Genomic DNA, 23,194 nt, shown 5'->3' on the forward strand with positions numbered 1-23,194 from the left:
CACCACCGGCTAAAGGATGCCTGGCAGCAGCCATTTGTGGGAGCCTGGGGAGATAGATCAGACACGTTCGAATTCTTCATGGCCAAGTTGATCAGCTTCTCGGATGCCTCCCGCGCAGCCCTGGAGCGTGGCGTCAATGCCCTCGCCGACGCCGTGAAGGTCACCATTGGTCCGAAGGGCCGCAACGTGGTGCTGGAAAAAAAATTCGGCGCCCCTGAGATCGTCAATGACGGGGTGACGATCGCCAAGGAGATCGAGCTGGAGGATCCCTTTGAAAACCTCGGCGCCAAGTTGATCCAGCAGGTGGCCAGCCGCACCAAGGACAAGGCCGGGGACGGCACCACCACCGCCACCGTTTTGGCCCAGGCCCTGGTGCATGAGGGCATGAAAAACATTGCCGCCGGCGCCAACCCCGTGGGCGTGAAGCGGGGCATGGAAAAGGCCCTGGCCCAGGTGGTGGCTGGCATTGCTGAGCGCTCCCAGGCCGTGGCCGGCGACGCGATTCGCCAGGTGGCCTCGGTGAGCTCCGGCAACGATGAAGAAATTGGCCGGATGATCGCCGAGGCGATGGCCAAGGTGAGCGCCGACGGCGTAATCACTGTCGAGGAATCCAATTCCCTTGCCACTGAGCTGGAAATCACCGAGGGCATGGCCTTCGATCGGGGCTACAGCTCCCCCTATTTCGTGACGGACCAGGAGCGGCGCGAATGCATTTTTGACAACGCCCTACTGCTGTTAACCGATCGCAAGATCAGTTCTGTGGCTGATTTGGTGCCCGTTCTCGAAGCGGTCTCAAAGACCGGCAAACCATTACTGATCCTCTCGGAAGATGTGGAGGGCGAAGCCCTGGCCACCTTGGTGGTGAACAAGAACCGGGGTGTGTTGCAGGTTGCTGCTGTGCGGGCCCCAGGTTTTGGTGAGCGCCGCAAGGCCATGTTGGCCGACATCGCCATCCTCACCGGCGCCACCCTGGTCAGCGAAGACAAGGCGATGACCCTCGACAAAGTCGACCTAAACGACCTCGGCAAAGCCCGCCGGATCACGATCACCAAGGACAGCACCACCATCGTGGCCACCGGTGACCACCAGGCGGCCGTAGCTGATCGGGTGGCAGCGGTTCGCCGCGAACTCGACAACACAGATTCCGACTACGACCGCGAAAAGTTGCAGGAGCGGATCGCCAAAATGGCCGGCGGTGTGGCCGTGATCAAGGTCGGTGCCCCCACCGAAACGGAACTAAAAAACCGCAAACTGCGCATCGATGATGCCCTCAATGCCACCCGGGCGGCGGTGGAGGAGGGAATCATTGCCGGCGGTGGCTGCACCCTGCTGGAACTGGCGGCGGGCCTGGAAACCCTCAAATCCGAATGCCACGGCGATGAGCGCACTGGCGTGGAAATCCTGCAGAGTGCCCTCGCCGCTCCGGTGCGTCAAATTGCCGCCAATGCCGGTGCCGATGGCGCCGTGGTGGCCGCGGAAATCCAGCGCCTGGGCAAGGGCTTCAACGCCCTCACCGGCGCCTACGAAGACCTACTCGCCGCTGGCATCCTCGATGCGGCCAAGGTGGTGCGACTCGCCCTGCAGGATGCCGTTTCGATTGCCTCGCTGCTGATCACCACCGAAGCGGTGATCGCCGACAAGCCCGAACCCCCAGCCCCCGCCGGCGGTGACATGGGCGGCATGGGAGGTATGGGCGGAATGGGTGGCATGGGTGGCATGGGTGGCATGGGCATGCCCGGGATGATGTGATCCCCTAGGCAGCTAGGCAGCTTCCGCTAGCCGGGCCAGATAGGCCATTACCTGCAGGTCGACGCCGGTGATGGCCGTACCCACCACCACCGCATCTGCCCCCAGGCTGAGGGCTTGTTTTGCCTGGTCTGCTGAGGCGATGCCGCCTTCGCAGATCAAACCGACATCAGCCGGCAGCCGGGAACGCAGTTCACCGATCAAATCCCAGCCGGGTGGTTTCTGGCCAGCTGTGGCTTCGGTGTAGCCAAACAGGGTGGTACCCACCCACTGGCAACCCAGCTCTGCGGCCCGTAAACCATTGGCCACGCTATCTACATCAGCCATCACCACCGCCCCCAACTCCCGGGTGGCACGGCCCACCAGGGCGGCCAGAGCTTCGCCACCTGGACGGTCCCGGTCGGTGGCATCGATGGCAATCACATCCGCCCCAGCAGCCCAGACCGCCTGAATCTCTTGCCAGCTGGGCGTGATGTAGACAGAGCTTTGCGGGTAGGTCCGTTTCCAGAGGCCCACGATCAGGGCCTGGGGGCAGCGGCGCCGTACGGCCCCGATGTGCTCCGGGCTCTCCAACCGCACACCCGAAGCGCCATGGCGCAGGCTCGCCTCTGCCATGGCGGCAATCACGTGGGGATCGCGCATGGGCGAACCCTCGGGTGCCTGCACCGAAACAATCAATCCTTTGGGCTTCATTGCTTTTTTAGGTGAGCTTGGCTTGTTGCTGAGCTTGAAATATCAGCTGAGCTTGCGATCCAACAGGGGGCGAATCAAGAGGAAAAGCCCTGCCGACAAAATCGCTAGAACTGCCAAGCAGGTGCCGGCCGTTAGTGATCCATAGGGTGCTTCGAGCACCACCGCACCCAGGGAGAAATTTCCCGCATAGGCGGCCCGAATCGGTTCAATGGCAAAGGTGAGGGGGTTGAGCGAGGCGAGCCAGGCCAGCCAGCTGGGCATGAACGAAAGGGGCGCCAGGGCGGTGCTGGCAAACAGCAGGGGCAGGTTTGCCACAAAGATCACCGCAATCATTTCGATGTGGCCTGGCAGGGCAAAGGCCAAACCCAAACTCAAGGCCGTGAAGGTGAAAACCAGAAGCAGCAGGGTGACCACCACCAAAAGCAAACCGATCCCCCCGGGCCAGCCGTAGCCCAAAACAGCGGCGGTGCCCATGATTGCCAGGCTCTGCACCAGGCTTAGGGAAGTGATGTAGAGCACCGAAGCGAGCACGATCGAGCTGCGGGAGCGCAGGGGCGCCACCAGGAGCCGGTTCAGGAAACCAAACTCGCGATCGAACATCACTGGCAGGCCGGCGTTGAGGGCCCCGCTAAAGGCCGTAAACACAATCACCCCGGCCCCCAGGAAGCGGCCATAGCTACCCCCCCCAGGCAAAAGTCCCTGGGGCGCCTTGGCAAAGAGGGCACCAAAAAGTATCAACCAAATCAGGGGCTGCAAAACCCCGGCCACCAGAGTTGAGGGGCGGCGCTGGAGTTGGACAAACAGCCTTTTTGTCAGCGCCAAGGTTTCTTGGCTGATCTCCGCAAAGGCGGAGGGCTCGGCAACGGGAGCCGGAGCGCTGGCGGTAATGGGAGGAGTGGCGCTGGTCATCACATGCTCGCTTTGCGTTCGGCCTTGGGATCGCGAATCCCGGCGACGGCCAATTCCGCATCCATCAAGGTGCGGCCCGTGGCCTGAAGATAGACATCATCCAGACTCGGCCGACTCTGGGCCAGGGCAAAGATCGGCAAGTTGGCCGCTTCTAATTGGCGACGCAGTTGGTCAACCACGCTGTCGTGCTCAATCACCAGGTTTAGGGAGTAGCCCTGGGACTGGTTGACAACCACCTGGCGCACTCCGGAGCAGCCCTGCAGCAGCACCTGCACCTGGGCCGCCTCCCCAGCATCGCTGAATTCCCTCACCCGCAGGGTGAGGCGATCGCCACCGAGGGCCGCCTTAAGGGTCGCGGGCGCCCCCTCGGCAATCACCCGGCCCGCTTCGATAATCGCCAGGTGGTCGGCGAGGGCATCCACCTCCTCGAGGTAGTGGCTGCTCAAGACCACGGTGGTGCCGCCATCACGCAGCTGCCTAAGCACCTGCCAAATCGCCGCGCGACTCTCGATATCAAGGCCCACTGTGGGCTCATCCAGCACCAGCACCTTGGGGCTGTGCAGCAAGCCGGCCGCCAGGTCGAGGCGCCGGCGCATGCCGCCGGAATAGGTGCCGCAACGGCGATCAATCCAGTCGCCCATGGTCAAAAGCTCAATCAGCTCTGCCATGCGGCGATCGCGCTGGGCCGCGTTCAGGTGATAAAGGTCACCCTGGAGTTGCAGCAGTTCCCTACCGGTAAGGATCTTGTCGATCGCCACCTCCTGGGCCACATAGCCAAGCAAACGGCGCACGGCCCGGGGCTGGGCAAGGGCATCAATCCCTGCCACCCGAACCTGGCCGCTATCTGGGGCCAGCAGGGTGCAGAGGATCCGGATGGCGGTGGTTTTGCCCGCCCCATTCGGACCCAACAGGCCAAACAAACTGCCGGCTGGCACCTCAAGCGAAAGGCCATCTAGGGCCCGAACCTTCGCCCCCTTTGCGGCGGCGTAATGCCTGGTGAGCTGCTGCAGTTCAATCACCGGGCCACCCCCTCAAGCAGCATCTGATCTATGGCCATCTGGACGATCAAAACTGCTTCAGCCGCCCAATGTAGGAAGGCCCAACAGGGCCGTGGTGATGCCTTTCCAGCTGACTAGGGCCGCCTGGGGGGAATGGGCCATCAACAGCAGCAGGCAGATCCCAAAGAGGTAAAAGATCGACCACCGGAACATCGCCTTAGCCCTCTGGGGATCGGTTGGCTCCTGCCGCAGGCTGGCCGCAAGCTGAAGCAGGCGACCATTAAATGGAAGCACCAAAAGCCCGTAGAGAATTCCACCCCCGGGAACGGCCCAAATCCCCAGCAGGCTCAAAACCACGGTGGCGATCGAGTAATGCCAAATCGCCCGGGTCGTGACCACCACCCCTTTGACCACAGGCAACATCGGAATGCCCACGGAGCGGTAGTCCTCCTTGAGCAGGAGGGCTAAAGACCAAAAGTGGGCCGGAGTCCAAACCATGATTAGGGCAAACAGCCACCAACTGGCCCAACCCAGGTGGCCGGTGGCTGCGGCCGCCCCCACCAGGGGCGGGATTGCCCCGGCAACTCCCCCCACCACGATGTTTTGGCGGGTGCGGGGCTTAAGCAGGGCGGTGTAGAGCAGCACATAGCTGCAAAGGCCCAGCAGGGCAAGGCTGGCCGCCAGGGCATTTACGCCAAGCACCAGCACCACTACGGAGAGAACCGTCAGGGCGATGGCCAGGCCAAAGGCCTTCCTTTGGGCCAGGCGCCCCGAGGGCAGGGCCCGGCGACTGGTGCGCTGCATGCGCCCATCGAGGTCCTGTTCCCAGAGGCAATTGAGAACTCCTGCGGCGGCAGAGGCGAGGGCCCCGCCCAGGAGGGTGCAGAAAATTGTGCTGGCATCAAGCCAACCCTCCCCACTGACCGCCATACCCCCCAGGGTGCTGGCCAACAGCAGGGGGATTAGGCGCGGCTTAGCCACCTCAAGCCAGGCGGGCAGCTTGACCGAGGGGCGAATGGCCGGGGCAGGGCTTACCCCGGGAACTGCAGCGATGTTGGCGCTAACCATGGGCCCACTCCAAATTTGCTTGGGGCCGGCCATAGCTGCGGGCCAGGGCCGAGGCCAGCAGGGCCACCAACAGGGCAGCCACCAGCTGGTGGGCGATGGTGATCCCGGGCAGCATCAGCTGGTGGCGCAGCACGGCCACCCCCAAAGCCACCTGGGCGACAACCAGGGCTAGGGCGCCAAGGGCAAGACCCCTTCCCTGGCTCTGGTGGGCGGGCAGGAGCAGGGAGCTGAGGGCCAAGGTGGCAACAGCAGCAGCTGCAGGTGCGGCCCCCTGGCGATGGGCCAGCAACCACCGACAGCCGTCGCCACTGCTGAGGCACTGCTGGGCCGCCCACTGGCTAGCCATCGAGCCACCCAGCACGCATTGGCCCACCACTAATAAGAGCGAGCCAAAGGCCAGGGCCTGCCACCAGCGCGGTGCCGGGCCGGAACTGCTTTCCGTTTCGGCTCCAGCGAGGGCGAGGCGCTGGTATAGGCCGCTGACCAGGGCCACCAGCAACAGGGCCGTTGCCAGGTGGGCGGTGACCAAGGGAGCCGCCAGCAGCTGGCTGACCGTGAGGGCTCCAAGGGCCCCCTGGACCGCCACCAATAGGAGGGAGCCTGCGGCCACCCAGGGCAACCAGCGGGGTAAGGATTGGCGCCAGAGGGCACTGACTCCAGTCAGCACCAGCAGGGCAACACCCACCACAAAGGCATCCAGGCGGTGGAACCACTCCAGGAACACCTGGAGGTTCATCTGCTGACCCGGCAAAAAGCGGCCGTAGCAGAGGGGCCAATCGGGGCATGCCAACCCGGCTTCCATCACCCGGGTGGCTCCACCAATAACTACCAGGGCAACCAGGGCGACCACTAGGTGGGCGGCCATCAAGGCAAGGCGTTCCTGGAGCCTGAGATCGGGACGGGTGGACCCGACCATGGCAGTTACCTTCCAGAAGTTGGCGCCAGGCTAAGCAGATAAAACCAAATCATGGATGGGCATTTGCGCACAATTCACTGCTGATGAATGTTTAAGCAAAACAACAACTTCAGCCCTTGCAGATCACGAGTTCAGCTGGGCACAATCTGCCTATCTCCAGAATCGCCATTGAGGACGATCTAGAAGTCATGCTTGAAGGTCAAGCCCTACTGGATCGAGCCCGCTCCCTGAGCAATCGCCCGGAGGATCAAATTGCCCGGGGATGTGGATACGTAGGGCCCAGTGGAAGGGTGTTGAAAAAAAGTTTTTATCGCGCCCTGGTGGCGGCCAAGGGCTATGCCCTGCCGGCCAGCCATGGGGCCCAGGGGTTAGGCAAAGGGCGCCAGGCCGATTTCCACACCAGGGTTCACGGCAATGGCAACTTGATGATTGGCAATGCCTACACCCGCCGCATGGGCCTGGAGCCGGGCATGGAGTTCAAAATCGAACTGCACAAAGAAACCGGTGCTATTTGGTTGCTGCCCCTCGAAGAAGGCGAGGCCAATTAATCCTCGGGGTGAAAACTGGCGCTGAAGCTCAGCAGGTCAATGCCGCTGAACAGAAAGCTCACCCCCACCAGGATGCCCAGCACACTCAAGATGCCAGGCAGCGGCAGGCTCAAGATCAATGCGCCCAGGATCAGGGTGACCAGGCCATTGACCAGTCCCCAGCCCCAACCCTTTATTTCCCGATGGGTTAGGGAAACGACCGCAGCCACGCCCCCCTCCACCAGGAAGACAATGCCCACGGCCAGGGCCAGGGAGATCACCGGTATGGCGGCATCCTGCTGGCCCCCACTGAGCTGCTGAAACATCGAGACACCCGCCACCAAAAACACCGTTGAAACCACCAGGCGCCAAAAGGTGACCCAACGGCGCAGGGATTTGGCCCGCAGCAGGTTGTTAATCCAGCCGACAATTCCACCCACCAAAAAGGCCACCGCAATTACCGCCGTGGCCCAGAGCGAGGCCACCATCGGAAAAATCAGGGCAAGCACCCCCAACACCACCATCAAAACCCCCTCAAAAAGGGTGAAGGCCCTCAGGGTGTTGGCGTTGGGATTCCAGAAGCTGGAGGTCATGGTGGATTACTCGCTGGCGGATGCCAGCTGGGGTTGATCTGGCTGCAAATTAGGCAGTCCAGCCGTGTTCTGCCATCCAATGGGAATCCAGCTGGTTTGGCCCTGATCCGCTGGCAGCGCCTGCGTTCAGCAGCCTCTCGGTGTACTTGGCCAGGAGATCGGCCTCCAGGTTCACCCAGGAACCCGGACGCAACTGCTGGAGGGTGGTTGTCCCCCAGGTGTGGGGAATGACCGCGATCCAGAAACAACTGCCACCCGGCTCACAACCGGCCACGGTGAGGCTGATGCCGTCGACCGCCACACTGGCCTTCTCGCAGATGTAGCGGCCGTAGGCGGGGTCTTGCCACTGCAGCTCAAGGCGCCAGGCATTGGCCTCGGGGCGAATCGCCCGCACCTGCCCAAGGCCATCGACATGGCCGCTTACCAGGTGGCCCCCCAGCCGATCCGCCAGGCGCAGGGCCGGCTCCAAATTCACCCAATCCCCGGCTGCCGCCTTGGCGGCCAAGGTGGAGCGGCCAAGGGTTTCGGGGCTCACATCGGCCCGAAAGCCATCGACCAGGCATTCCGCCACGGTGAGGCACACCCCATCCACGGCCACGCTGTCGCCTAGGGCCAGGTTTTGGGGCATCCATGGCGTAACCCCAGCCAGGCTGGGATCCGCAGACCAGCGCAGGCGCACCCCCGAGGGGGCCTGCTCAATGCGGCCAGTGGCCTGGACCAACCCGGTAAACATCCGCTCCCGGTGTACAGCCACCACAGAGTAGGGATAGCCATAATCAAGGAAAGGGCAGCGCCAGACCATGGTCGAAATGCGCGTCGCCGGGATTGCACTTGATGCGGCAAGCCGCAGCCCGATCGTGCTGTTGCGGGATCCGGCCGGCCGCCGCCAGGTGCCGATCTGGATCGACCAGGCCCAGGCCCAAAACATCCTGGCCGGGCTGGGCGATGAAACTCCGCCCCGCCCCCTAAGCCACGACCTGATGGCCACCCTGCTCGAGGCGGGCGGGCTGCAACTGGATCGGGTAATCATCCATGCCATTGAGGAGAGCACCTTTCGGGCCGTGCTCAAGCTGAGCCCATGCCCCCCCGCCGAAGGCGAGTCCACCCAGCCCCTGGCCGAAGAGGAAAGCCTTGAAATTGATGCCAGGCCAAGCGATGCCATTGCCCTGGCCCTGCGCACCGGCAGCAGCATCTGGATGCTGGAGGAGGTGGTTGCCGATGCCTCGATTCCCGTCGATGCCGAGGCCGATGCCGAAGACCGAGAAGACTTTCGCCGTTTTCTCGACAGCACCTCCCCCGCCGATCTGGTGCGCCATCTGAGCAGGGCCCAGCCGGATGTAATTCCAGAGGATGGCCCCCCTGAGGAGAAACCAGGTGAAACAGGCGGGGATTAGGGCCCTGGAGGGGATCGGGGCAAAGCCCGGGCCGCTCAGGCAATTTGGGCCCGGTGCTGCCGTTTCAGCATTCACCTTGGGCACGATGCGGGCCCTGGGCAGTGCCGACCAGATGGGGGCCGTGCTGCGCGCCGCCCTTGATGCGGGCATTAACCACCTGGAAACGGCCCCCGCCTATGGGCCCGCCGAAAGCTTTCTTGGCGATGCCCTGGCCAAGCTGCGCAGGGAGCAGGCGGAGCCCCATGGCGGCTGGCTGATCACCAGCAAGGTGCTTCCTGGCTGTGATCTGGCCAGTGGCCAGCAGCAGTTGCGCGCCAGCCTGGGCCGGCTGGGGATTGGCCAACTGACCAACCTGGCGGTGCATGGCCTAAACCTGCCGGAGCACCTGGAATGGGCCCTAAATGGCGATGGTGCCCTGCTGCTGCGCTGGGCCCTGCAGGAGGGCCTGGTGTCGCAGGTGGGCTTTTCAAGCCACGGCTCCGCCGACTTAATTGGGGCGGCCCTGGCCAGTGGCAGCTTCCAGTTCTGCAGCCTGCATCTGCACCTATTCGACCAAAGCCGGCTGCCCCTTGCCCGCCAAGCCCTGGCCTCCGGCCTTGGGGTGATGGCGATTTCGCCAGCCGATAAGGGCGGCAGGCTGTTCGATCCACCCGCGGAGCTGCTGGCCGACTGCAGCCCCTTCCATCCCCTGGAATTGGCTTACCGCTTTTTGCTGGCGGAGGGCATCACCACCCTCACCCTGGGGGCGGCCCAGCCGAGCGATTTGGCCTGGGCTAGGGCCATCCAAAGCCCCGAAGGGTCCTGGCTGAGTGCCGACCAACTCGCAGCCCTGGGGCGCCTGACCGCCGCCGGCCGAGAGCGCCTAGGGGCGGAGCGCTGCGGCCAATGCCAGGCATGTCTGCCCTGCCCCAATGGAGTGCCGATCCCCGAGCTGCTGCGCCTGCGCAACCTGGCCGTGGGCCATGGCATGGGGGCCTTCGCGGGGGAGCGATACAACCTGATCGGGCGGGCCGGCCACTGGTGGGAAAGCCGCAATGCGGAGGCCTGCGAGCGCTGTGGCCACTGCCTACCCCTCTGCCCCCAGCAGCTCGACATCCCAGAGCTACTGGCCGATACCCACAGGCGCCTTGCCGCAGCCCCTAGGCGGCGGCTTTGGGATTAGCAGCCCGGGGTTTTCAGGCTGGTGGGGCAGCCGCATCCCACATGGTCTGCAGATCAAGCCTGGCCTGGGCATCCAGGGGCGGCAAGCTCCAGCAACGCTCGAGCAGTTGCTCTGAGGGCAACAGCAAACGGGCCACCGCTGCTGGGAATCCCAGCAGGGCCTGACCAAGCTGGGGCAGGGGCAGGGGGGGCACCCAGCCCTGCAAAAGCAGCTTCTCCAGCAGGGGGGCCTGGCCCAATTGCTTCAGCCAAGCCTCCGGCGGCAGCGTTGCACCCCGGGGGCGGAGCAGCAGCTGCCAGGTGAGGGGAGCGCCGGAAGCGGGCCAAATCACCGCCAACCTGGGGTCCCGGCGCAGCAGGGGGATCACCCTTTGCAGGGGAGTTACCGCCGCCTCGGCCGCACCGCTGAGCAGCAGGTTGAGGCCATCGCGCTCGTCGTAGGCCAGGGCCTGACGCCGCAACGCTTCCACCCGGGCAAGGGAATTCCCCACCAGGGCCATCGCCACTCGGGGGCTGGAGGGCAGCACCAACTTGCCCTTGAGGCTGGGGTCGAGCAGCAAGTCCCAACCCTCCTGGCTCCTAGCTACCAAATCGGGCCGGCTGCGCAGCAGCAAAACCCAGGGGCTGTAGGCCCAAGGGAAGCCGTAAACGGCCCCATCTGCCGGGCTGTAAAGGCGGCTGACTGGGGCGGCCCAGGGGGCCAGATCAGCCAGGGCCCCTGGCAGCGCAAAGGGCTCCAACCGCTGGCGGGGGATGGCCGCAGCCCAACCATCACTGAGCGACCAAAGGGCCGCCGGCCGCTGGTCGATCTGCCCCGGATCGGCCACGCCCTGCAGTTGCCAACCCTGCGGTAACTGGCGCGACCAGGCCTGGGGGAAGCCCCCCTCGGCGGCCAACAGCCGCTGGGGCGCTTTGGTTCCACAGGCAGCCAGCAGCCCCGGCAGGGCAGCGGATACCCCAGCGCCCAGTCCGAGACGCAGCAGTTGGCGACGGGAAAGCGCAAGATCAAAACCCATGGCCCAAACCCTAGGCACCAAGCCATTTCAGGGCCAGGTCATCACAGGCGGCGGCGAGGGTCTCAGGGGCATGGCCACAGCGCTCCCAAAGCAGGGCCAGGCCGCCAGCCCCCACACCCTCTTTGACAAAACCCCGCTCATAATCGAGCAGGGCCTGGCAGCTGCAGCCACCAAAACGCAGGCCCGCCACCTGGAGGTTCAAGGCTTGGGCCAAGCCCCAGTGCTGGCCAATTCGCTCGAGCAGGAGCCCCAGGTTGCTGCTTGCTTCCTCGACCACCCAGGCGGTGGTGGCCACCTCAACTCCTTGGGCGATGGCGGGCCGCAGATCCCCTGGGGCCAGGGCCAGGGCCAGGGCCAATACCGCCGCCATTTGACTACCCCCCGCCAGCAGCACGGGTACCCCCTCGGCGACGGCCCCCAGCACCAAGCCAGCTGCCAGGGGCTGCATCGGATCGCCCACTGCCGCCATTACTGCCACTGGATCAACTGGACAAGCACCTGTGGAATTGGCCAGGCCGGCGGCCTGCAGCCCCCTGGCCACCAGGTTTGCCTTGAGCCCATGGGCCGGCTGATGGAGGCTGCCGCTGACCAGCCCATCGGCCGCGATCCCCAGGCCGCAAAGCACCGCCTGGGCAGTGGTGGTGCCACCGGGCACACATTCGGCCACCAGCAGGGGGCGCTCCAACGGCTGGCCTGACCTATCCAGGCTGGAGCCCCAGGCCCTGCCCCGGGCGATCAGGGCCTCCACCCGGCCCCGCCCCATCGCCTGGCCCCCACTGAGACAGCTGGCCGGTCCGGCAGCCTCTGGGGCCGGCAGTCGCAGGTGGGGAATCGCTGGGGCCATCGGACAGCCCAGGTCAATCACCTCGAGTTGGCCCAGCAAATCCAATTCCTTCAAGACCACATGGCCTATCAAGGCTGGGCTGACGCCGGCGTCTAGGGGCGGCAGGGCATGGGGCCGGGCCGCCAGGGGGCCCAGCAGGAGCAGTTCGGCATCGGCCGCAGCCGTTTGCCGCCGCGACTCCGGGGTGGCACCGGCGGCCGAGATGCCCGCCACCGCCGCCGTGTCGGTGGCGGCGAGTAGCAACAGGATGCGGCTTGCGGGCCAGTTGGCGCCCATCGGACTAGGGCGAATCGAGGGCCACCAGGGCCTGTAGGAGCCGAGGTGGCTCGGGAATCGCCGCCTTCAGCTTTGGAAAAATCCAATAGGCAACGGCGTGCAAAGCAAACACCACCACCAGGTTTTGCAGCCACACCAGGGCTAGGGCCATGGCCTGCACCTGAACCAACTCGACGGAGGCAGCCAGGCCGAACCAGCCGGCCAACTTCTCCAACAAGCCAGCTGCAGCGGTAGTCAGGACCACCCAGAGGTTCTCGCCGACCAGCACCGAAAGCACGGCCACCCGCACCAGAAAGCCAGCGGTGCCGATCAAACTGCCAATCCCCCAGCTCCACCACCAACTGGTGCGCCGGTTCCAGCACCAACCCAGCCAAAGGGCCAGGGCCCCATAGGGGAAAAGCACCAGGGGTCCGCGGATCGGACCCATCAAGACCAACAACAACAGGGCTGTGACCGCCACACCCTCCAGGGCACAGCGCCAGCCATGGCGCAATTGCAGCAGGGCCAAGGGGAGGGGCAGAGCCAGCCGAAACAGGGGACTACCCACCGGCAGGTAGTAGAGCGCCAGCCAAAGCAGGGCCATGGCCGCAGACAGGTAGGCCGTATCCATCAACTGGCGGGCCTGGCGGCGGTTCAGCTGGCGAGACGGCGCCATCAGCGCGGCGCAGGAGCCGGAGCCGCAGTGGCCCCAGGGCGCACCCGCTCGATCGTTTCAACCTCAAAAGACACCCCTGCTGAGCGCAGGGCCCTGGTAACGATCTCAGCTGGCGCGGAGGGATCGGCGGAGGGCAGCTTGATCGTGACCCGGTAGGGGGCGGGGGCCAGCGGCGCAGAGGCCAGCGGCGCAGTGGCCGGCAGGTTGGCCTTCACCGGCACCGGCAAGGGCGGCTTGACGGTGGTAGCGGGGGCGGTTGGGATGGCAGCAGGCTTGGGCTTTTCGGGCAGTTCCTTGGCTGCCCCAGGGGGCTTTAGGTCTGGTGTGGTGGGAGTGGCTGGGCTGGTGGGGGCAGAAAAACTGCGGGAGAGCTGCTCGCCAAAGCGACTGCCGCTGCAGCCACTGAGTAGCAAAAGACCAGTGATCACAGCCAATGGTCGGGCAGCCATCAACGGTCGGCCGCCTTGATCACCCGCACGGCACTGGCCCGGAGCCGGCCGGTCTTGGTGGTGGCCGGGGGCTTCTTGGCTGCTGGAGGCTTCTTCGCTGCTGCCGGCTTGGCGGCCTTGGCCTTGGCAGTGGTGGATTTGGCAGCAGAGGATTTGGCCCGGCTCGTCTTGGCGGTGCTCGCCTTCGCAGCCAGTAATTCCACCGCCTGCTCCAGGCTGATCGTCTCCGCCGTGGTGCCCTCGGGCAGGGAGGCGTTCACCTTGCCCTGCTTTACGTAGAGGCCGTAGGGGCCATCAAACAGCTGGATGGCTTCATCGCCCCCCTCGGGAGTGCCCAAATCCTTGAGGGCCGTGCGACCACCGCGGCCCTTCTTGGGCATCGCCAGCAGCTCAACCGCCCTGCTGAGGCCAATGGCCAGCACATCGTCTTCGGCCTTGATCGAGCGGTAATCCTTCTCACCTTTGCCCTTGTCGTGCATCACATAGGGGCCAAAACGCCCCAGTCCAGCCTGGATCTTGCCGCCATCGGGATGTTCCCCCAGCAGGCGGGGCAGGCGCAGCAAACCCAGGGCGTCCTCAAGGTTCATCGCCTCCGGATTCACCCCCTTAGGCAGGGAAGCCCGTTTCGGCTTGGGATTTTCATCGCTGACCTGGCCGCGCTGCAGATAGGGGCCGTACTGGCCAAACAACAGATAGATCTGCTCACCCGTTTCGGGGTCTTCACCTATCGATTCGGGCCCATCGGCCTTTTGCTTGAGGATCAGATCCGCCCTGTCGGCGTCGAGATCGGCAGGGGTGATCTCCTGCGGCAGGGTGGCCTTGAGCAGTTCCTCGGTGCCATCCTCCGCGACCCGCTTGGTCTCCAGGTAGGCCCCAAAGCGGCCGATGCGCACCACACAGGGCAGGCCCTCCAGGGCAATGGTGCGGGAGACGCCGGGATCAATGTCGCCTTCCCGCTGCTGCACCTGGGTTTCCAGGCCGCTATCACCTTTGAAAAACTGGGTGAGATAGGGCAGCCACTGCTCCTTGCCGGTGGAAATTTCATCCAGGCTGGATTCCATCCTGGCGGTGAAGCTGGTGTCCACCAGATCGGGGAAATGCTCCTCCAGCAGGGCCGTCACCGCAAAGGCGGTGAAGCTGGGGGTAAGGGAATTGTTTTGGAGCGTGGCGTAGCCGCGATCGGCAATCGTGCCGATGATGCTGGCGTAGGTGGAAGGGCGGCCAATCCCCTCCTTTTCCAGCATCTTCACCAGGGCCGCTTCGCTGTAGCGGGCCGGTGGCTGGGTCTGGTGCCCGAGGGCCTCCACGCCCCTGCAGCTGGGCTTGTCTCCCACGCCCAGGGCAGGCAGCAGCACCTCCTGGCCTTCAAGGGCCGCATCGGGGTCATCGCTGCCCTCCACGTAGGCCCTAAAGAAACCAGGAAAATCAATCCGCTTACCGGAGGCCCGGAAGCTGGCGGGGCCCTGGGCGCCGCCATCGGCCTGCAATTCCACGCTCAGCATGGTGAGCCTGGCCTCGGCCATCTGGCTGGCAACGGTGCGCTTCCAGATCAGCTCATAGAGGGCAAGGTCCTTGCCATCAAGGCCGGAGTCATTGGGGGTGCGGAAGCTCTCGCCGGCGGGTCGAATCGCCTCGTGGGCCTCCTGGGCATTACGGGCCTTGGTGGTGAATTGGCGGGGGCTGGGGCTCAGGTACTCCTTGCCATACATGGCCGCCACACAACTGCGGGCCGCCTGGAGCGCCTGCTCCGAGAGGTTCACCGAATCGGTGCGCATGTAGGTGATGAAGCCCCGCTCGTAGAGCCCCTGGGCCGTGCGCATGGTTTCCCGCGCCGACAACCGCAGCTTGCGGTTGGCCTCCTGCTGCAGGGTGCTGGTGGTGAAGGGGGGCACGGGCTTGCGCACCGTGGGCTTGGCCTCAACCCCAGCCACGCTCCAACTGGCGGAGGCCAGCGAGGCCTGCAGGGTCCTGGCCTCTGCCTCAGCCAAAAGCTTCACCGTTGCCGAGCCCTTGAGGCCTCCGGTGCTCTCGTCGAAATCGGAGCCATTGGCGATGCGCTCGCCCGCCAGGTGGCTGAGCTTGGCTTCGAAATTGGTGCCGCCGTGCTGGAGCTGGGCCTTGAGATCCCAATAACTGCCACTGCGGAAGGCCCGCCGGGCCCGCTCCCTCTGGACCAGGAGCCGCACCGCCACGGATTGCACCCGGCCCGCAGACAGGCCCCAGGCCACCTTCTTCCAAAGCAGGGGGGAGAGGGTGTAGCCCACCAGGCGATCAAGGATCCGCCGCGTTTCCTGGGCGTGCACCAGCTCCATGTCGAGCTCGCGGGTCTGGTCTAGGGCCCTGCCAATCGCCTCCTTGGTGATCTCGTGGAAGACCATCCGCTTGACGGGCACCTTCGGGCTGAGCAGCTGCAGAAGGTGCCAACTAATGCTTTCCCCCTCCCGGTCTTCGTCAGTCGCTAGCAGCAGTTTGTCGGCGCCCTTCAGGGCGTCCTTGAGTTCCTTGACGGTCTTTTTCTTGTCCTTCGGCACCACGTAGAGGGGCTCGAAGTCCTGGTTGGTGTTGACGCCGAGATTTGCCCACTTTTCCCCCTTGTAGGCAGCGGGGATCTCGCTGGCGTTGTTGGGCAAATCCCGCACGTGGCCCATCGAGGCCTCCACCCGAAAGTCCTTTGGCAGGAAGCTCCGGATGGTGCGCGCCTTGGTAGGGCTTTCAACAATTACGAGGGTATGACCCACAGACAGGCTTACAACCGCTCCCCTCTTTATCGCATCCTGGGACCGTTCGCCTGCCAGACATGGTGGCCAGCGCCGCTACAGTCCGATGCATCAGACCTTGGTTAACCCAGTAGCTGTGACAGTTTTGCTCGGCACCCTCTCGTCCGTGGCCGAAGCAATCGGCAGTGGAGCGGGCACTGTTGGCATCGATCTCCAGCTCAACGCCTCCGCCATAGCGCCGGAAGCGGCCGTATTGATAGCCCTGCTGGCCTGCCTATTGGTGGACCTGGCCGGTGAAAAAGCAGCCACCCGCTGGGTACCACCCCTTTGTTACGCCGGCCTGGGCTCGGCCCTGGTGCTGCTGGCCCTGCAGTGGAACAGCTCCCTAAGCCCATCGTTCGTGGGCACATTTCTGGCCGACAACCTGGCCATTGCCTTCCGCGCCGTGGTGGCCGCCTCCACCTTGATCTCCCTGTTGATGAGCTGGCGCTATGTGGAGCGCAGCGGCTCACCGGTGGGGGAATACGCCGCGATTTTGTTGGCAGCCACCCTCGGGGGGATGTTCCTCTGTGGCGCCACCGACCTGGTGAGCATTTTTGTCTCCCTAGAAACTCTTTCGGTTTCCAGCTACCTGCTCTCGGGCTACATGAAGCGGGATGCCCGCAGCTCCGAGGCAGCCCTTAAATACCTATTGGTGGGCTCGGCAGCCGCCGCCGTCTTTCTTTACGGAGCTTCGCTTCTCTACGGCCTTACCGGCGGTGAAACCAGCCTGGAGGCCGTGGGTCTAGCCCTGCAAACCAGTGCTTCACCGGTGAGCGCCCTGGCCCTGGTCTTTGTGCTGGCCACCGTGGCCTTCAAGATCGCCGCCGTGCCCTTCCACCAGTGGACGCCTGATGTCTACGAGGGTTCGCCAACCCCGGTGGTGGCATTCCTTTCGGTGGGCTCTAAAGCTGCAGGCTTTGCCCTGGCCCTGCGCATCCTGGTGGGCTGCTTTGAACCTTTTGAAGCCCAGTGGAAGCTGCTTTTCACCGTGCTCGCGATCCTCAGCATGGTGCTGGGGAACGTGGTTGCCCTGGCCCAAACCTCGATGAAGCGGATGCTGGCCTACAGCTCGATTGGTCAAGCCGGCTTCGTGATGATTGGCCTGGTCTGTGGCACCGCCGACGGCTTCGCGGCGATGGTGCTTTACATGGCCGTCTACCTATTTATGAACCTGGGGGCCTTCGCCTGCATCATCCTGTTCTCCCTGCGCACGGGCAGTGATCGGATCGCCGATTACGCCGGGCTCTATCAAAAGGATCCCCTGATCACCCTGGGGCTGAGTCTTTGCCTGCTTTCCCTGGGGGGCATTCCGCCGATGCTGGGCTTTTTCGGCAAGATTTACCTCTTCTTTGCCGGCTGGGCAGACCACCAATACCTATTGGTGGTGGTGGGCCTGATCACCTCGGTGGTTTCGATCTACTACTACATATCCGTAATCAAGATGATGGTGGTGAAAGAGCCCCAGGAAGCTTCCGACGTGGTCAAGGCCTATCCCCAAATCAGCTGGTCGGTGGCCGGCCTACCGGCCCTGCGCACCGCCCTGGTGGGCTGCGTGATTGTTACCGCCGTTGGCGGAATTCTTTCCAACCCCCTATTCACCTGGGCCAGTGATGCCGTCACCGGCACCCCGATCCTGCAGCAGGCCATCGCCAGCGCCAGCGAAGCTTCCCTAGCCCTTGGCTGACAATTCCCAGGCCCTACCGGTGGCCGAACTAAATGAGGTTTGCAAGGTCTACGGGAGTGGCGACACTGAGGTAAGGGCCCTTAACGGACTCAGCCTGATGGTCAACAGGGGCGACTACCTGGCCGTGATGGGTGCCTCTGGCTCGGGCAAGAGCACGGCCATGAACATCCTGGGCTGCCTCGATCGTCCCACCAGCGGCAGTTACCGATTGAGTGGCACCCCAATTGAGCAATTAAACGACGATCAATTGGCCGATCTGCGCAACCGGGAATTGGGTTTTGTATTTCAACAATTTCATCTTTTGGCCCAGCTAAGTGCCATCGAGAATGTGATTTTGCCGATGGTCTATGCGGGTGTGCCCAACCAGGAGCGGCGCGAAAGGGCAAAGCAGGCCCTCGAGCGGGTGGGCCTGGGGCACCGGCTCGATAACAAGCCCAACCAACTTTCTGGCGGCCAACAGCAACGGGTGGCGGTGGCCCGAGCGATCATCAACAACCCATCCCTATTGCTGGCCGACGAACCCACCGGCGCCCTGGATTCCACCACCACCGCCGAGGTGCTCGACCTATTTGGCGAGCTCCATGCAGGCGGCATGACCGTGGTGATCGTCACCCATGAAGACGAGGTGGCAGAGCGGGCCCAAAAGGTGGTGCTATTTCGCGATGGCCGCATTGCCGCCGGCTGAGCGGGTCCGCTGCAGGCTCTGAACCAGCTGCCCCATCAACAGGGCGATGGCATCACTGCCCGCTCCGGCCTGGCCGGGATCCAAATCGCCGGGATCCACAGCAACCCAGCCTCCATCGCCCGGCAAGCGCAGCTCAAAGTGGAGGTGGGGCCCCGTGCTCAAACCCGTGCTGCCCACCCGGCCAATCACCTCGCCCTGGCGCACCCGGTCTCCGGCTTTCACATAGAGCTCACTGAGGTGGCCATAGAGGGTGCGGCGGCGGGGGCTGCCGTGCTCCAGCTCAACGGCCAGGCCATAGCCACCCGCCAGGCCACTGCTCAGCACCCGCCCCGCCAGGGATGCTACCACCGGCGTTCCCTCAGGGGCCGCCAGGTCGCGGCCGGCATGCATCAGCCAATTGCCCAACAGGGGATGGAGCCGCCAACCAAAGCCACTGGTGGTCGCGGCCGATCCCACCAGGGGGAACAGCAGGCGCCGGTTGCCATTGCCGCCAATCGGTGCCGGGCGAGGGGTGACCCCAAAAACATCGGCCAAACGAAAGGTGCCCCCCTCCCCAGAAAGCAGGGCCGACACCGGCACGGTCAGGGGCGAAAGGGGCCTGCCATCCGCCCCCAAGCGCTCGGTGCCATCGGCACCCATGCCGGGCCTACCGGAGCGCACACCCCAGCGCAGCACCAGGCCGGTGCGGCACTCCTGGGCGGAAAGGGCGCCACTGCGGCAGGCCTGCTGATGGGCCGGCACGTTGAAGGGGGCCATGCCCTGGCCACTGCGAATCAAGGACCGCTCAGCCGGCGTCACCACCCCATCACGCACCAGGGCATCCAGGGAACTATCAAAACGGGCTGGGGGTTGGCTGCGCAGCTCGCCCGGGGCAGGCCTCAAGGGTTCAGGCAGGGAAGCCGGTGGCATCTGGGCAGGTTCAAGGGCCTGGGACCAGGCCCAGCCGGCACCCAGCAGGGGCACGGACCAGATCAGCGCCGCCAGGGCGGTGGGCCAACGCAGCTGACGGTTCCCATTCATGGCCGCACTCTAAAAATCGGCCCGCCTGGCAGCCGAGGGTTCTCCTTGGGCCGGCAGTTCTTGGGCAAAGCGCTGTTGCAGGGTCGTGCGAATGCCAGAGCGCTCCAGGATTAGCCCTCCCGAGCTCTCCAATCCCACCACCTGCCAGAGGTTGCCCCCATGCCACAGCCCGCCACTGGGGCGGAGCAGCAGGGCTTCGGCCCGGCCCAGCAGCAGTTCGGGGTTGAGGCAGAGGCCAGGGGCCCGGGCAATCGCCTCCAGCACAGGTGCCAGCAGTCGCCCGGGGCAGGCCTTGGGGTGGAAGCGTCGGGCACCGAGGGCCTGGGCCAGGGAAATCGCCCCCGGCGGCACCCTGTTAACCCCATTGATGCCAACCCCCACCTGGGCCCAGCGCAGCTGGGACCCGCGCCAGCGCAGGCGGGGCAGGATCCCCGCCAACTTGCGCCCAGCCACCAGGAGGTCGTTGGGCCACTTCAGCTGCACGGCCACCCCCAGCTCCAGCAGGGGTTCGGCCAGGCTCACGGCCACGGCCAGCGCCAGGCCCGATGCACTGGCACTTGCACTTGCGCTGGCACTGGCACTGGCACTTGAGCTGGCACTGGCACTCGCCTCGGGCCAGGGCATGGCGGCGCTTAACCAAAGCCCACCGGGGGGTGAATGCCAAAGGCGGCCCTGCTGGCCCTGGCCGTGGCGCTGCCTGCGGGAAACCACCGCCAATCCCTTCAAGCCTGAGGCTGGGGCCAGGGGCAAATCCAAGGCCAGGCCTGCCCCATCCCTCTGGGCCAGCCAGCGGGCCAGCTCCAGCTCGGTGCTGGCACAGACAGCCAGGCGCCTTATTTGCCAACCCCGGGGGCTCAAAGCCGCGCCAACCAACTGCCAATGCGGCCAGCCGCGGCCTCCAACTCCTCCACCGGATGGACGAGGGCAACCCTCACCCAACCCTCACCGCCCGGGCCAAAGCCATTGCCTGGGGTAATTGCCACTCCAGTGGCCTCAAGCAGGGCCGCGCAAAATTCCTCCGAACTCCAGCCCAGGCGCTTGGCATGGGGAGGCAACTCCAGCCACAGGTAGAGGGCCATCGATGGCAGCCGCACGGGCCAGCCATGGCTTTCCAGGGCCTGGGCCATGCGGTCGCGCCGCTCCCGATAGGTGGCTTTCAACTGTTCGGGCCACTCAGAAGCCTGCTCCAGGGCAGCAATCGCCCCGGCCTGGAGGGCCAGTGATTGGTTGAAATCGACTACCCCCTTCAGTTGGCGCAGGGCCGTGATCAACCATTCCGCCCCGATCGCAAAGGCCAGGCGATAGCCCCCCAGGCACCAACTCTTGGAGAAAGAGAAAAACTCAATGCCGCATTCACGCCAATGGGGATTGCGCAAAAGGGCCGGGGCCTCGCCATCTAGGGCCAGGTCGACGTAGGGGTTGTCGTGGGCCAGCACGATCGAATGGTTGAGGGCCTTGGCCACGGCGGCATCTAACCAGGCCTGGTCACCGGTGGTGGCGGTGGGGTTGTGGGGGAATCCCAGCACCATCAAGGAAATGTCATCCCACTGGCTGGGGCTGAGCGCCTCAAAATTCGGCCGCCAGCTGGCGCTCGCCTCCAGGGGCAAGAGCACGGGTTCGGCGGAGGCCAAATGCAAGCCCCCCATGTGGGATGGGTAGTAGGGATCGAGCAACAGGGCCCGATCACCGGGGTTGAGCACCGCCAGGGGCAGGTGGGCCGTGCCCTCCTGGGAACCCACCAAGAGCAACACCTCCGTTTGGGGATTCACAATCACCCCAAAACGGCGGCCAGCCCAGGCCGCCACCGCCTGCCTAAACGGCAGGGTGCCGCCATGCATGCAGTAGGCCGCACTGCTGGGTTGGGCCAGGGATGCCTCCATGGCCGCGATGGCAGCGGCTGGGGGCTGTAAATCCGTCGATCCCAGGGAGAGATCCAACAGGGGCGCCATCGAGCATTCACCCGCTGCGCCAGCAAACCGCTGCCGATAGCGAACCTTGCCCTGGTCGTTTCTTGCGAAAACTCCGCTGCCTAGCCGGGAAAGCCGATCAGAGATGGGCATCCAGGAAAGCGCCTAGCTGGGGCTTGGCCATCGCCCCTTCATGGCGCGCCACCTCGGCGCCTTCCTTGAACAGGATCAGGGTGGGCAGGCCCTGGATTTTTTGGCCATCTCTTGAGGTGGGATTGCCATCGGCCTCGAGTTTGCCGACCTTCAAGCGACCGTCGTACTCCTTGGCTGCCCAGTCCATCAATGGCGCCATCAAGCGGCAGGGGCCACACCAGGTGGCCCACACGTCAACCAGCACCGTGCCGGAGGCTTCGAGCACCTCGGCTTGGAAGTTGGCATCGTTGAACTCGGCTACGGCCACGGGATTAGGTCTTTGCTCAGTCGATTGTATGGATCAGTTCTCGCTGATCGAGCGCTTGAGGGCCTCGAGCTCCATGTCCACCTCGCTGACCTTGACCTTTTGAACCCCATCCGCCAGGGGGGCAGAAGCGGCGGGCAAGGACACCTGGTGGCTGCCGCCGGAGAGGCGCTGCTTCATGGCCGCCAGTTCCGAATCCACTTCGGGTGCCCCCTCCAGGGCCGCAAATTGACTTTCGAGGTCGGCCCCGGCCAGTTCGCCGGCGGCGGCACTGCTGGCCTCCAGCATCTCCACCTTTTCCTCCATGCGCTCAAAGGCCGCCATGGCGCCGGTGGTACCCAACTGGCCCACGGCGCTCTGGAGTTGCACCTGGGCCTGGGCCGCCTGGGCCCGGGCCTTGAGCATGTCCTTTTTGGTCTTGGCCTCGGAGATCTTGCCCTCAAGGGCGAGCAGGCTTTTCTTCAGGCTCTCAACCTGGCCGGCCTGGCTGTTGAGCTGGCCGGTTAGGGCCAGGGCTGTGTCCTGGCAGGTCTTGCGACGGGCCAACGCTTCGCGGGCGAGGTCCTCCTCCCCTTTTTGGAGGGCCAACTCCGCCCTGGAATACCAGGTCTGGCTCTGTTCCTGGGCCTGTTCAGCCTGGTTGCCAATGCGCTTTTGGCTGGCAATTGCCGTCGCCACCGCCTGGCGCAACTTCACCAGGTCGGCCTGCATGTCGGCCACCGACTGGTCGAGGATTTTGGAGGGATCCTCAGCGGCACCCAGGACCGCATTGGCATTCGAGCGGATCAGCCGGCTCAGACGTTCAAAAAAACCCATGGATGCAACTGCGCCAAAAGGTGATTGCAGACCATGAGGCTAACCAAAACGGGCCTAGCCTCCAGAAATGGCCAAGGCGCCCCGCGAACAAACCCGCCAGGTGGGCAATCTCTCCTACCTAATGGCACCGCCCAGGGCGCCCGCCAGTGGCCTGGCCAACTGCCTGGAAAGCCTGCAAAAACGCTGGCAACAGGCCGACCACCTCGGTGCCCTTTGGAAAGCCTGGCCCGCGATTGCTGGCCCCCAACTGGCGCCCCACTGCCGGCCCCTAAGGCTCCAGGGGGGCCTCCTCACCGTGGGGGCGGGCCCAGGGCCCTGGCTCCAGGCCCTCCAATACAACCGCCACCAGCTGCTGGGGTCCCTGCGGGCTAAGGGCTTTTCGGTGCGGGACCTGCGCTTTGAGCAGCACCACAGCCAGGGGCCAGGCACCCCAGGGGGCGAGGAGGAAGCCCAGGTATGGGCCCAGCACCCCAGCCGGGTGGACGTGCATGGGATGGGCAGCTGCCCGCAATGCGGTAGCCCGGCACCGGCGGGCGAAATGGCCCTCTGGGGCCACTGCAGTTTTTGCCGCCGCTCTCACCTCCAGGAAACAGCTGACCTGCCAGGGCATGGCTGATTTGA

At 64.8% G+C, this 23,194-nt stretch carries 24 protein-coding genes; 7 read left to right on the top strand and 17 right to left on the bottom strand.

The features are described 5' to 3' along the window. Window positions 1–78 precede the first annotated feature (78 nt). On the top strand, window positions 79–1,749 hold the full coding sequence (groL, locus tag KBY58_RS00085; RefSeq protein WP_255002155.1) for a chaperonin GroEL: 1,671 nt from the start codon (window positions 79–81) through the stop codon (window positions 1,747–1,749). A 12-nt stretch (window positions 1,750–1,761) separates the two neighbouring features. Here the strand turns inward: groL and KBY58_RS00090 are convergent, their stop codons facing one another. Genes KBY58_RS00090 through KBY58_RS00110 form a run of 5 tightly spaced genes read right to left on the bottom strand, consistent with a single transcriptional unit; the run spans window position 1,762 to window position 6,330 of the window. After that, a complete protein-coding gene (locus tag KBY58_RS00090) occupies window positions 1,762–2,439 on the bottom strand; it encodes an N-acetylmannosamine-6-phosphate 2-epimerase (RefSeq protein WP_255002156.1) in 678 nt (225 codons plus the stop codon). A 42-nt stretch (window positions 2,440–2,481) separates the two neighbouring features. Beyond that, window positions 2,482–3,348 carry an ABC transporter permease gene (locus KBY58_RS00095; RefSeq protein ID WP_255002157.1) on the bottom strand — a complete coding sequence of 289 codons (867 nt, stop codon included), beginning with the start codon at window positions 3,346–3,348 and terminating at the stop codon, window positions 2,482–2,484. Further along, on the bottom strand, window positions 3,348–4,367 hold the full coding sequence (locus KBY58_RS00100; protein ID WP_254932902.1) for an ATP-binding cassette domain-containing protein: 1,020 nt from the start codon (window positions 4,365–4,367) through the stop codon (window positions 3,348–3,350). Before KBY58_RS00100 ends, KBY58_RS00095 begins: the two co-directional genes overlap by 1 nt. A 57-nt stretch (window positions 4,368–4,424) precedes the next feature. Further along, the gene (locus KBY58_RS00105; protein WP_255002158.1) at window positions 4,425–5,414 is read right to left on the bottom strand and encodes a heme o synthase; all 990 of its coding nucleotides are present in this window, start codon (window positions 5,412–5,414) and stop codon (window positions 4,425–4,427) included. Further along, window positions 5,407–6,330, bottom strand: coding sequence for a COX15/CtaA family protein (locus tag KBY58_RS00110; protein WP_255002159.1), 924 nt, complete (start codon window positions 6,328–6,330; stop codon window positions 5,407–5,409). Before KBY58_RS00110 ends, KBY58_RS00105 begins: the two co-directional genes overlap by 8 nt. A gap of 188 nt (window positions 6,331–6,518) precedes the next feature. Between KBY58_RS00110 and KBY58_RS00115 the strand changes: the two genes are divergently transcribed. Beyond that, complete coding sequence (locus tag KBY58_RS00115; protein ID WP_254932899.1) at window positions 6,519–6,878, top strand: AbrB family transcriptional regulator; 360 nt, start codon at window positions 6,519–6,521, stop codon at window positions 6,876–6,878. Here KBY58_RS00115 and KBY58_RS00120 read toward each other — a convergent pair. Continuing rightward, complete coding sequence (locus KBY58_RS00120; protein ID WP_254932898.1) at window positions 6,875–7,450, bottom strand: HdeD family acid-resistance protein; 576 nt, start codon at window positions 7,448–7,450, stop codon at window positions 6,875–6,877. The genes KBY58_RS00115 and KBY58_RS00120 overlap by 4 nt on opposite strands. A 49-nt stretch (window positions 7,451–7,499) precedes the next feature. Continuing rightward, a complete protein-coding gene (locus KBY58_RS00125; protein ID WP_255002279.1) occupies window positions 7,500–8,183 on the bottom strand; it encodes a riboflavin synthase in 684 nt (227 codons plus the stop codon). 67 nt (window positions 8,184–8,250) lie between these two features. On the opposite strand from KBY58_RS00125, the gene KBY58_RS00130 reads away from it, so the two are divergent. Both KBY58_RS00130 and KBY58_RS00135 read left to right on the top strand, forming a co-directional pair. Further along, window positions 8,251–8,844 carry a bifunctional nuclease family protein gene (locus KBY58_RS00130; protein WP_255002160.1) on the top strand — a complete coding sequence of 198 codons (594 nt, stop codon included), beginning with the start codon at window positions 8,251–8,253 and terminating at the stop codon, window positions 8,842–8,844. A gap of 85 nt (window positions 8,845–8,929) precedes the next feature. Continuing rightward, window positions 8,930–10,006: an aldo/keto reductase gene (locus KBY58_RS00135; RefSeq protein ID WP_255002280.1), complete on the top strand. Its 1,077-nt coding sequence runs from the start codon at window positions 8,930–8,932 to the stop codon at window positions 10,004–10,006. Between the two features lie 13 nt (window positions 10,007–10,019). Here KBY58_RS00135 and KBY58_RS00140 read toward each other — a convergent pair whose 3' ends face one another. The 5 genes from KBY58_RS00140 to topA are packed head-to-tail and all read right to left on the bottom strand — an operon-like array spanning window position 10,020 to window position 15,983. Continuing rightward, window positions 10,020–11,021, bottom strand: coding sequence for a twin-arginine translocation pathway signal (locus tag KBY58_RS00140; protein WP_255002162.1), 1,002 nt, complete (start codon window positions 11,019–11,021; stop codon window positions 10,020–10,022). A gap of 10 nt (window positions 11,022–11,031) precedes the next feature. Next, on the bottom strand, window positions 11,032–12,141 hold the full coding sequence (locus KBY58_RS00145; protein WP_255002163.1) for a nicotinate-nucleotide--dimethylbenzimidazole phosphoribosyltransferase: 1,110 nt from the start codon (window positions 12,139–12,141) through the stop codon (window positions 11,032–11,034). Window positions 12,142–12,145: 4 nt separating this feature from the next. Continuing rightward, a complete protein-coding gene (locus KBY58_RS00150) occupies window positions 12,146–12,796 on the bottom strand; it encodes a DUF2232 domain-containing protein (RefSeq protein WP_255002164.1) in 651 nt (216 codons plus the stop codon). Beyond that, window positions 12,796–13,245: a hypothetical protein gene (locus KBY58_RS00155; protein ID WP_255002166.1), complete on the bottom strand. Its 450-nt coding sequence runs from the start codon at window positions 13,243–13,245 to the stop codon at window positions 12,796–12,798. Before KBY58_RS00155 ends, KBY58_RS00150 begins: the two co-directional genes overlap by 1 nt. Further along, window positions 13,245–15,983, bottom strand: coding sequence for a type I DNA topoisomerase (gene topA, locus KBY58_RS00160; protein WP_255002167.1), 2,739 nt, complete (start codon window positions 15,981–15,983; stop codon window positions 13,245–13,247). Before topA ends, KBY58_RS00155 begins: the two co-directional genes overlap by 1 nt. A gap of 157 nt (window positions 15,984–16,140) precedes the next feature. Here topA and KBY58_RS00165 point away from each other — a divergent pair, with 157 nt between their 5' ends. Both KBY58_RS00165 and KBY58_RS00170 read left to right on the top strand, forming a co-directional pair. Further along, window positions 16,141–17,688: an NAD(P)H-quinone oxidoreductase subunit N gene (locus KBY58_RS00165; protein WP_409995693.1), complete on the top strand. Its 1,548-nt coding sequence runs from the start codon at window positions 16,141–16,143 to the stop codon at window positions 17,686–17,688. Next, complete coding sequence (locus tag KBY58_RS00170) at window positions 17,681–18,373, top strand: ABC transporter ATP-binding protein (RefSeq protein WP_261350018.1); 693 nt, start codon at window positions 17,681–17,683, stop codon at window positions 18,371–18,373. Before KBY58_RS00165 ends, KBY58_RS00170 begins: the two co-directional genes overlap by 8 nt. Here KBY58_RS00170 and KBY58_RS00175 read toward each other — a convergent pair. Genes KBY58_RS00175 through KBY58_RS00195 form a run of 5 tightly spaced genes read right to left on the bottom strand, consistent with a single transcriptional unit; the run spans window position 18,341 to window position 22,573 of the window. Beyond that, window positions 18,341–19,393 (bottom strand): M23 family metallopeptidase, encoded by a 1,053-nt coding sequence (locus tag KBY58_RS00175; RefSeq protein WP_409995691.1) that lies wholly within the window; start codon window positions 19,391–19,393, stop codon window positions 18,341–18,343. The genes KBY58_RS00170 and KBY58_RS00175 overlap by 33 nt on opposite strands. A gap of 9 nt (window positions 19,394–19,402) precedes the next feature. Next, window positions 19,403–20,251 (bottom strand): biotin--[acetyl-CoA-carboxylase] ligase, encoded by an 849-nt coding sequence (locus tag KBY58_RS00180; RefSeq protein WP_255002169.1) that lies wholly within the window; start codon window positions 20,249–20,251, stop codon window positions 19,403–19,405. Further along, complete coding sequence (locus KBY58_RS00185) at window positions 20,248–21,453, bottom strand: aminotransferase class I/II-fold pyridoxal phosphate-dependent enzyme (protein WP_255002170.1); 1,206 nt, start codon at window positions 21,451–21,453, stop codon at window positions 20,248–20,250. Before KBY58_RS00185 ends, KBY58_RS00180 begins: the two co-directional genes overlap by 4 nt. Continuing rightward, window positions 21,440–21,760: a thioredoxin family protein gene (locus KBY58_RS00190; RefSeq protein ID WP_255002173.1), complete on the bottom strand. Its 321-nt coding sequence runs from the start codon at window positions 21,758–21,760 to the stop codon at window positions 21,440–21,442. Before KBY58_RS00190 ends, KBY58_RS00185 begins: the two co-directional genes overlap by 14 nt. Window positions 21,761–21,793: 33 nt before the next feature. Beyond that, window positions 21,794–22,573: a PspA/IM30 family protein gene (locus tag KBY58_RS00195; protein WP_255002174.1), complete on the bottom strand. Its 780-nt coding sequence runs from the start codon at window positions 22,571–22,573 to the stop codon at window positions 21,794–21,796. 67 nt (window positions 22,574–22,640) lie between these two features. Here KBY58_RS00195 and KBY58_RS00200 point away from each other — a divergent pair, with 67 nt between their 5' ends. After that, the gene (locus KBY58_RS00200) at window positions 22,641–23,189 is read left to right on the top strand and encodes a DUF721 domain-containing protein (protein WP_255002175.1); all 549 of its coding nucleotides are present in this window, start codon (window positions 22,641–22,643) and stop codon (window positions 23,187–23,189) included. The last annotated feature ends 5 nt before the right edge of the window (window positions 23,190–23,194 follow it).

Source organism: Cyanobium sp. HWJ4-Hawea, assembly GCF_024345815.1.
Classification (GTDB): domain Bacteria; phylum Cyanobacteriota; class Cyanobacteriia; order PCC-6307; family Cyanobiaceae; genus Cyanobium_A.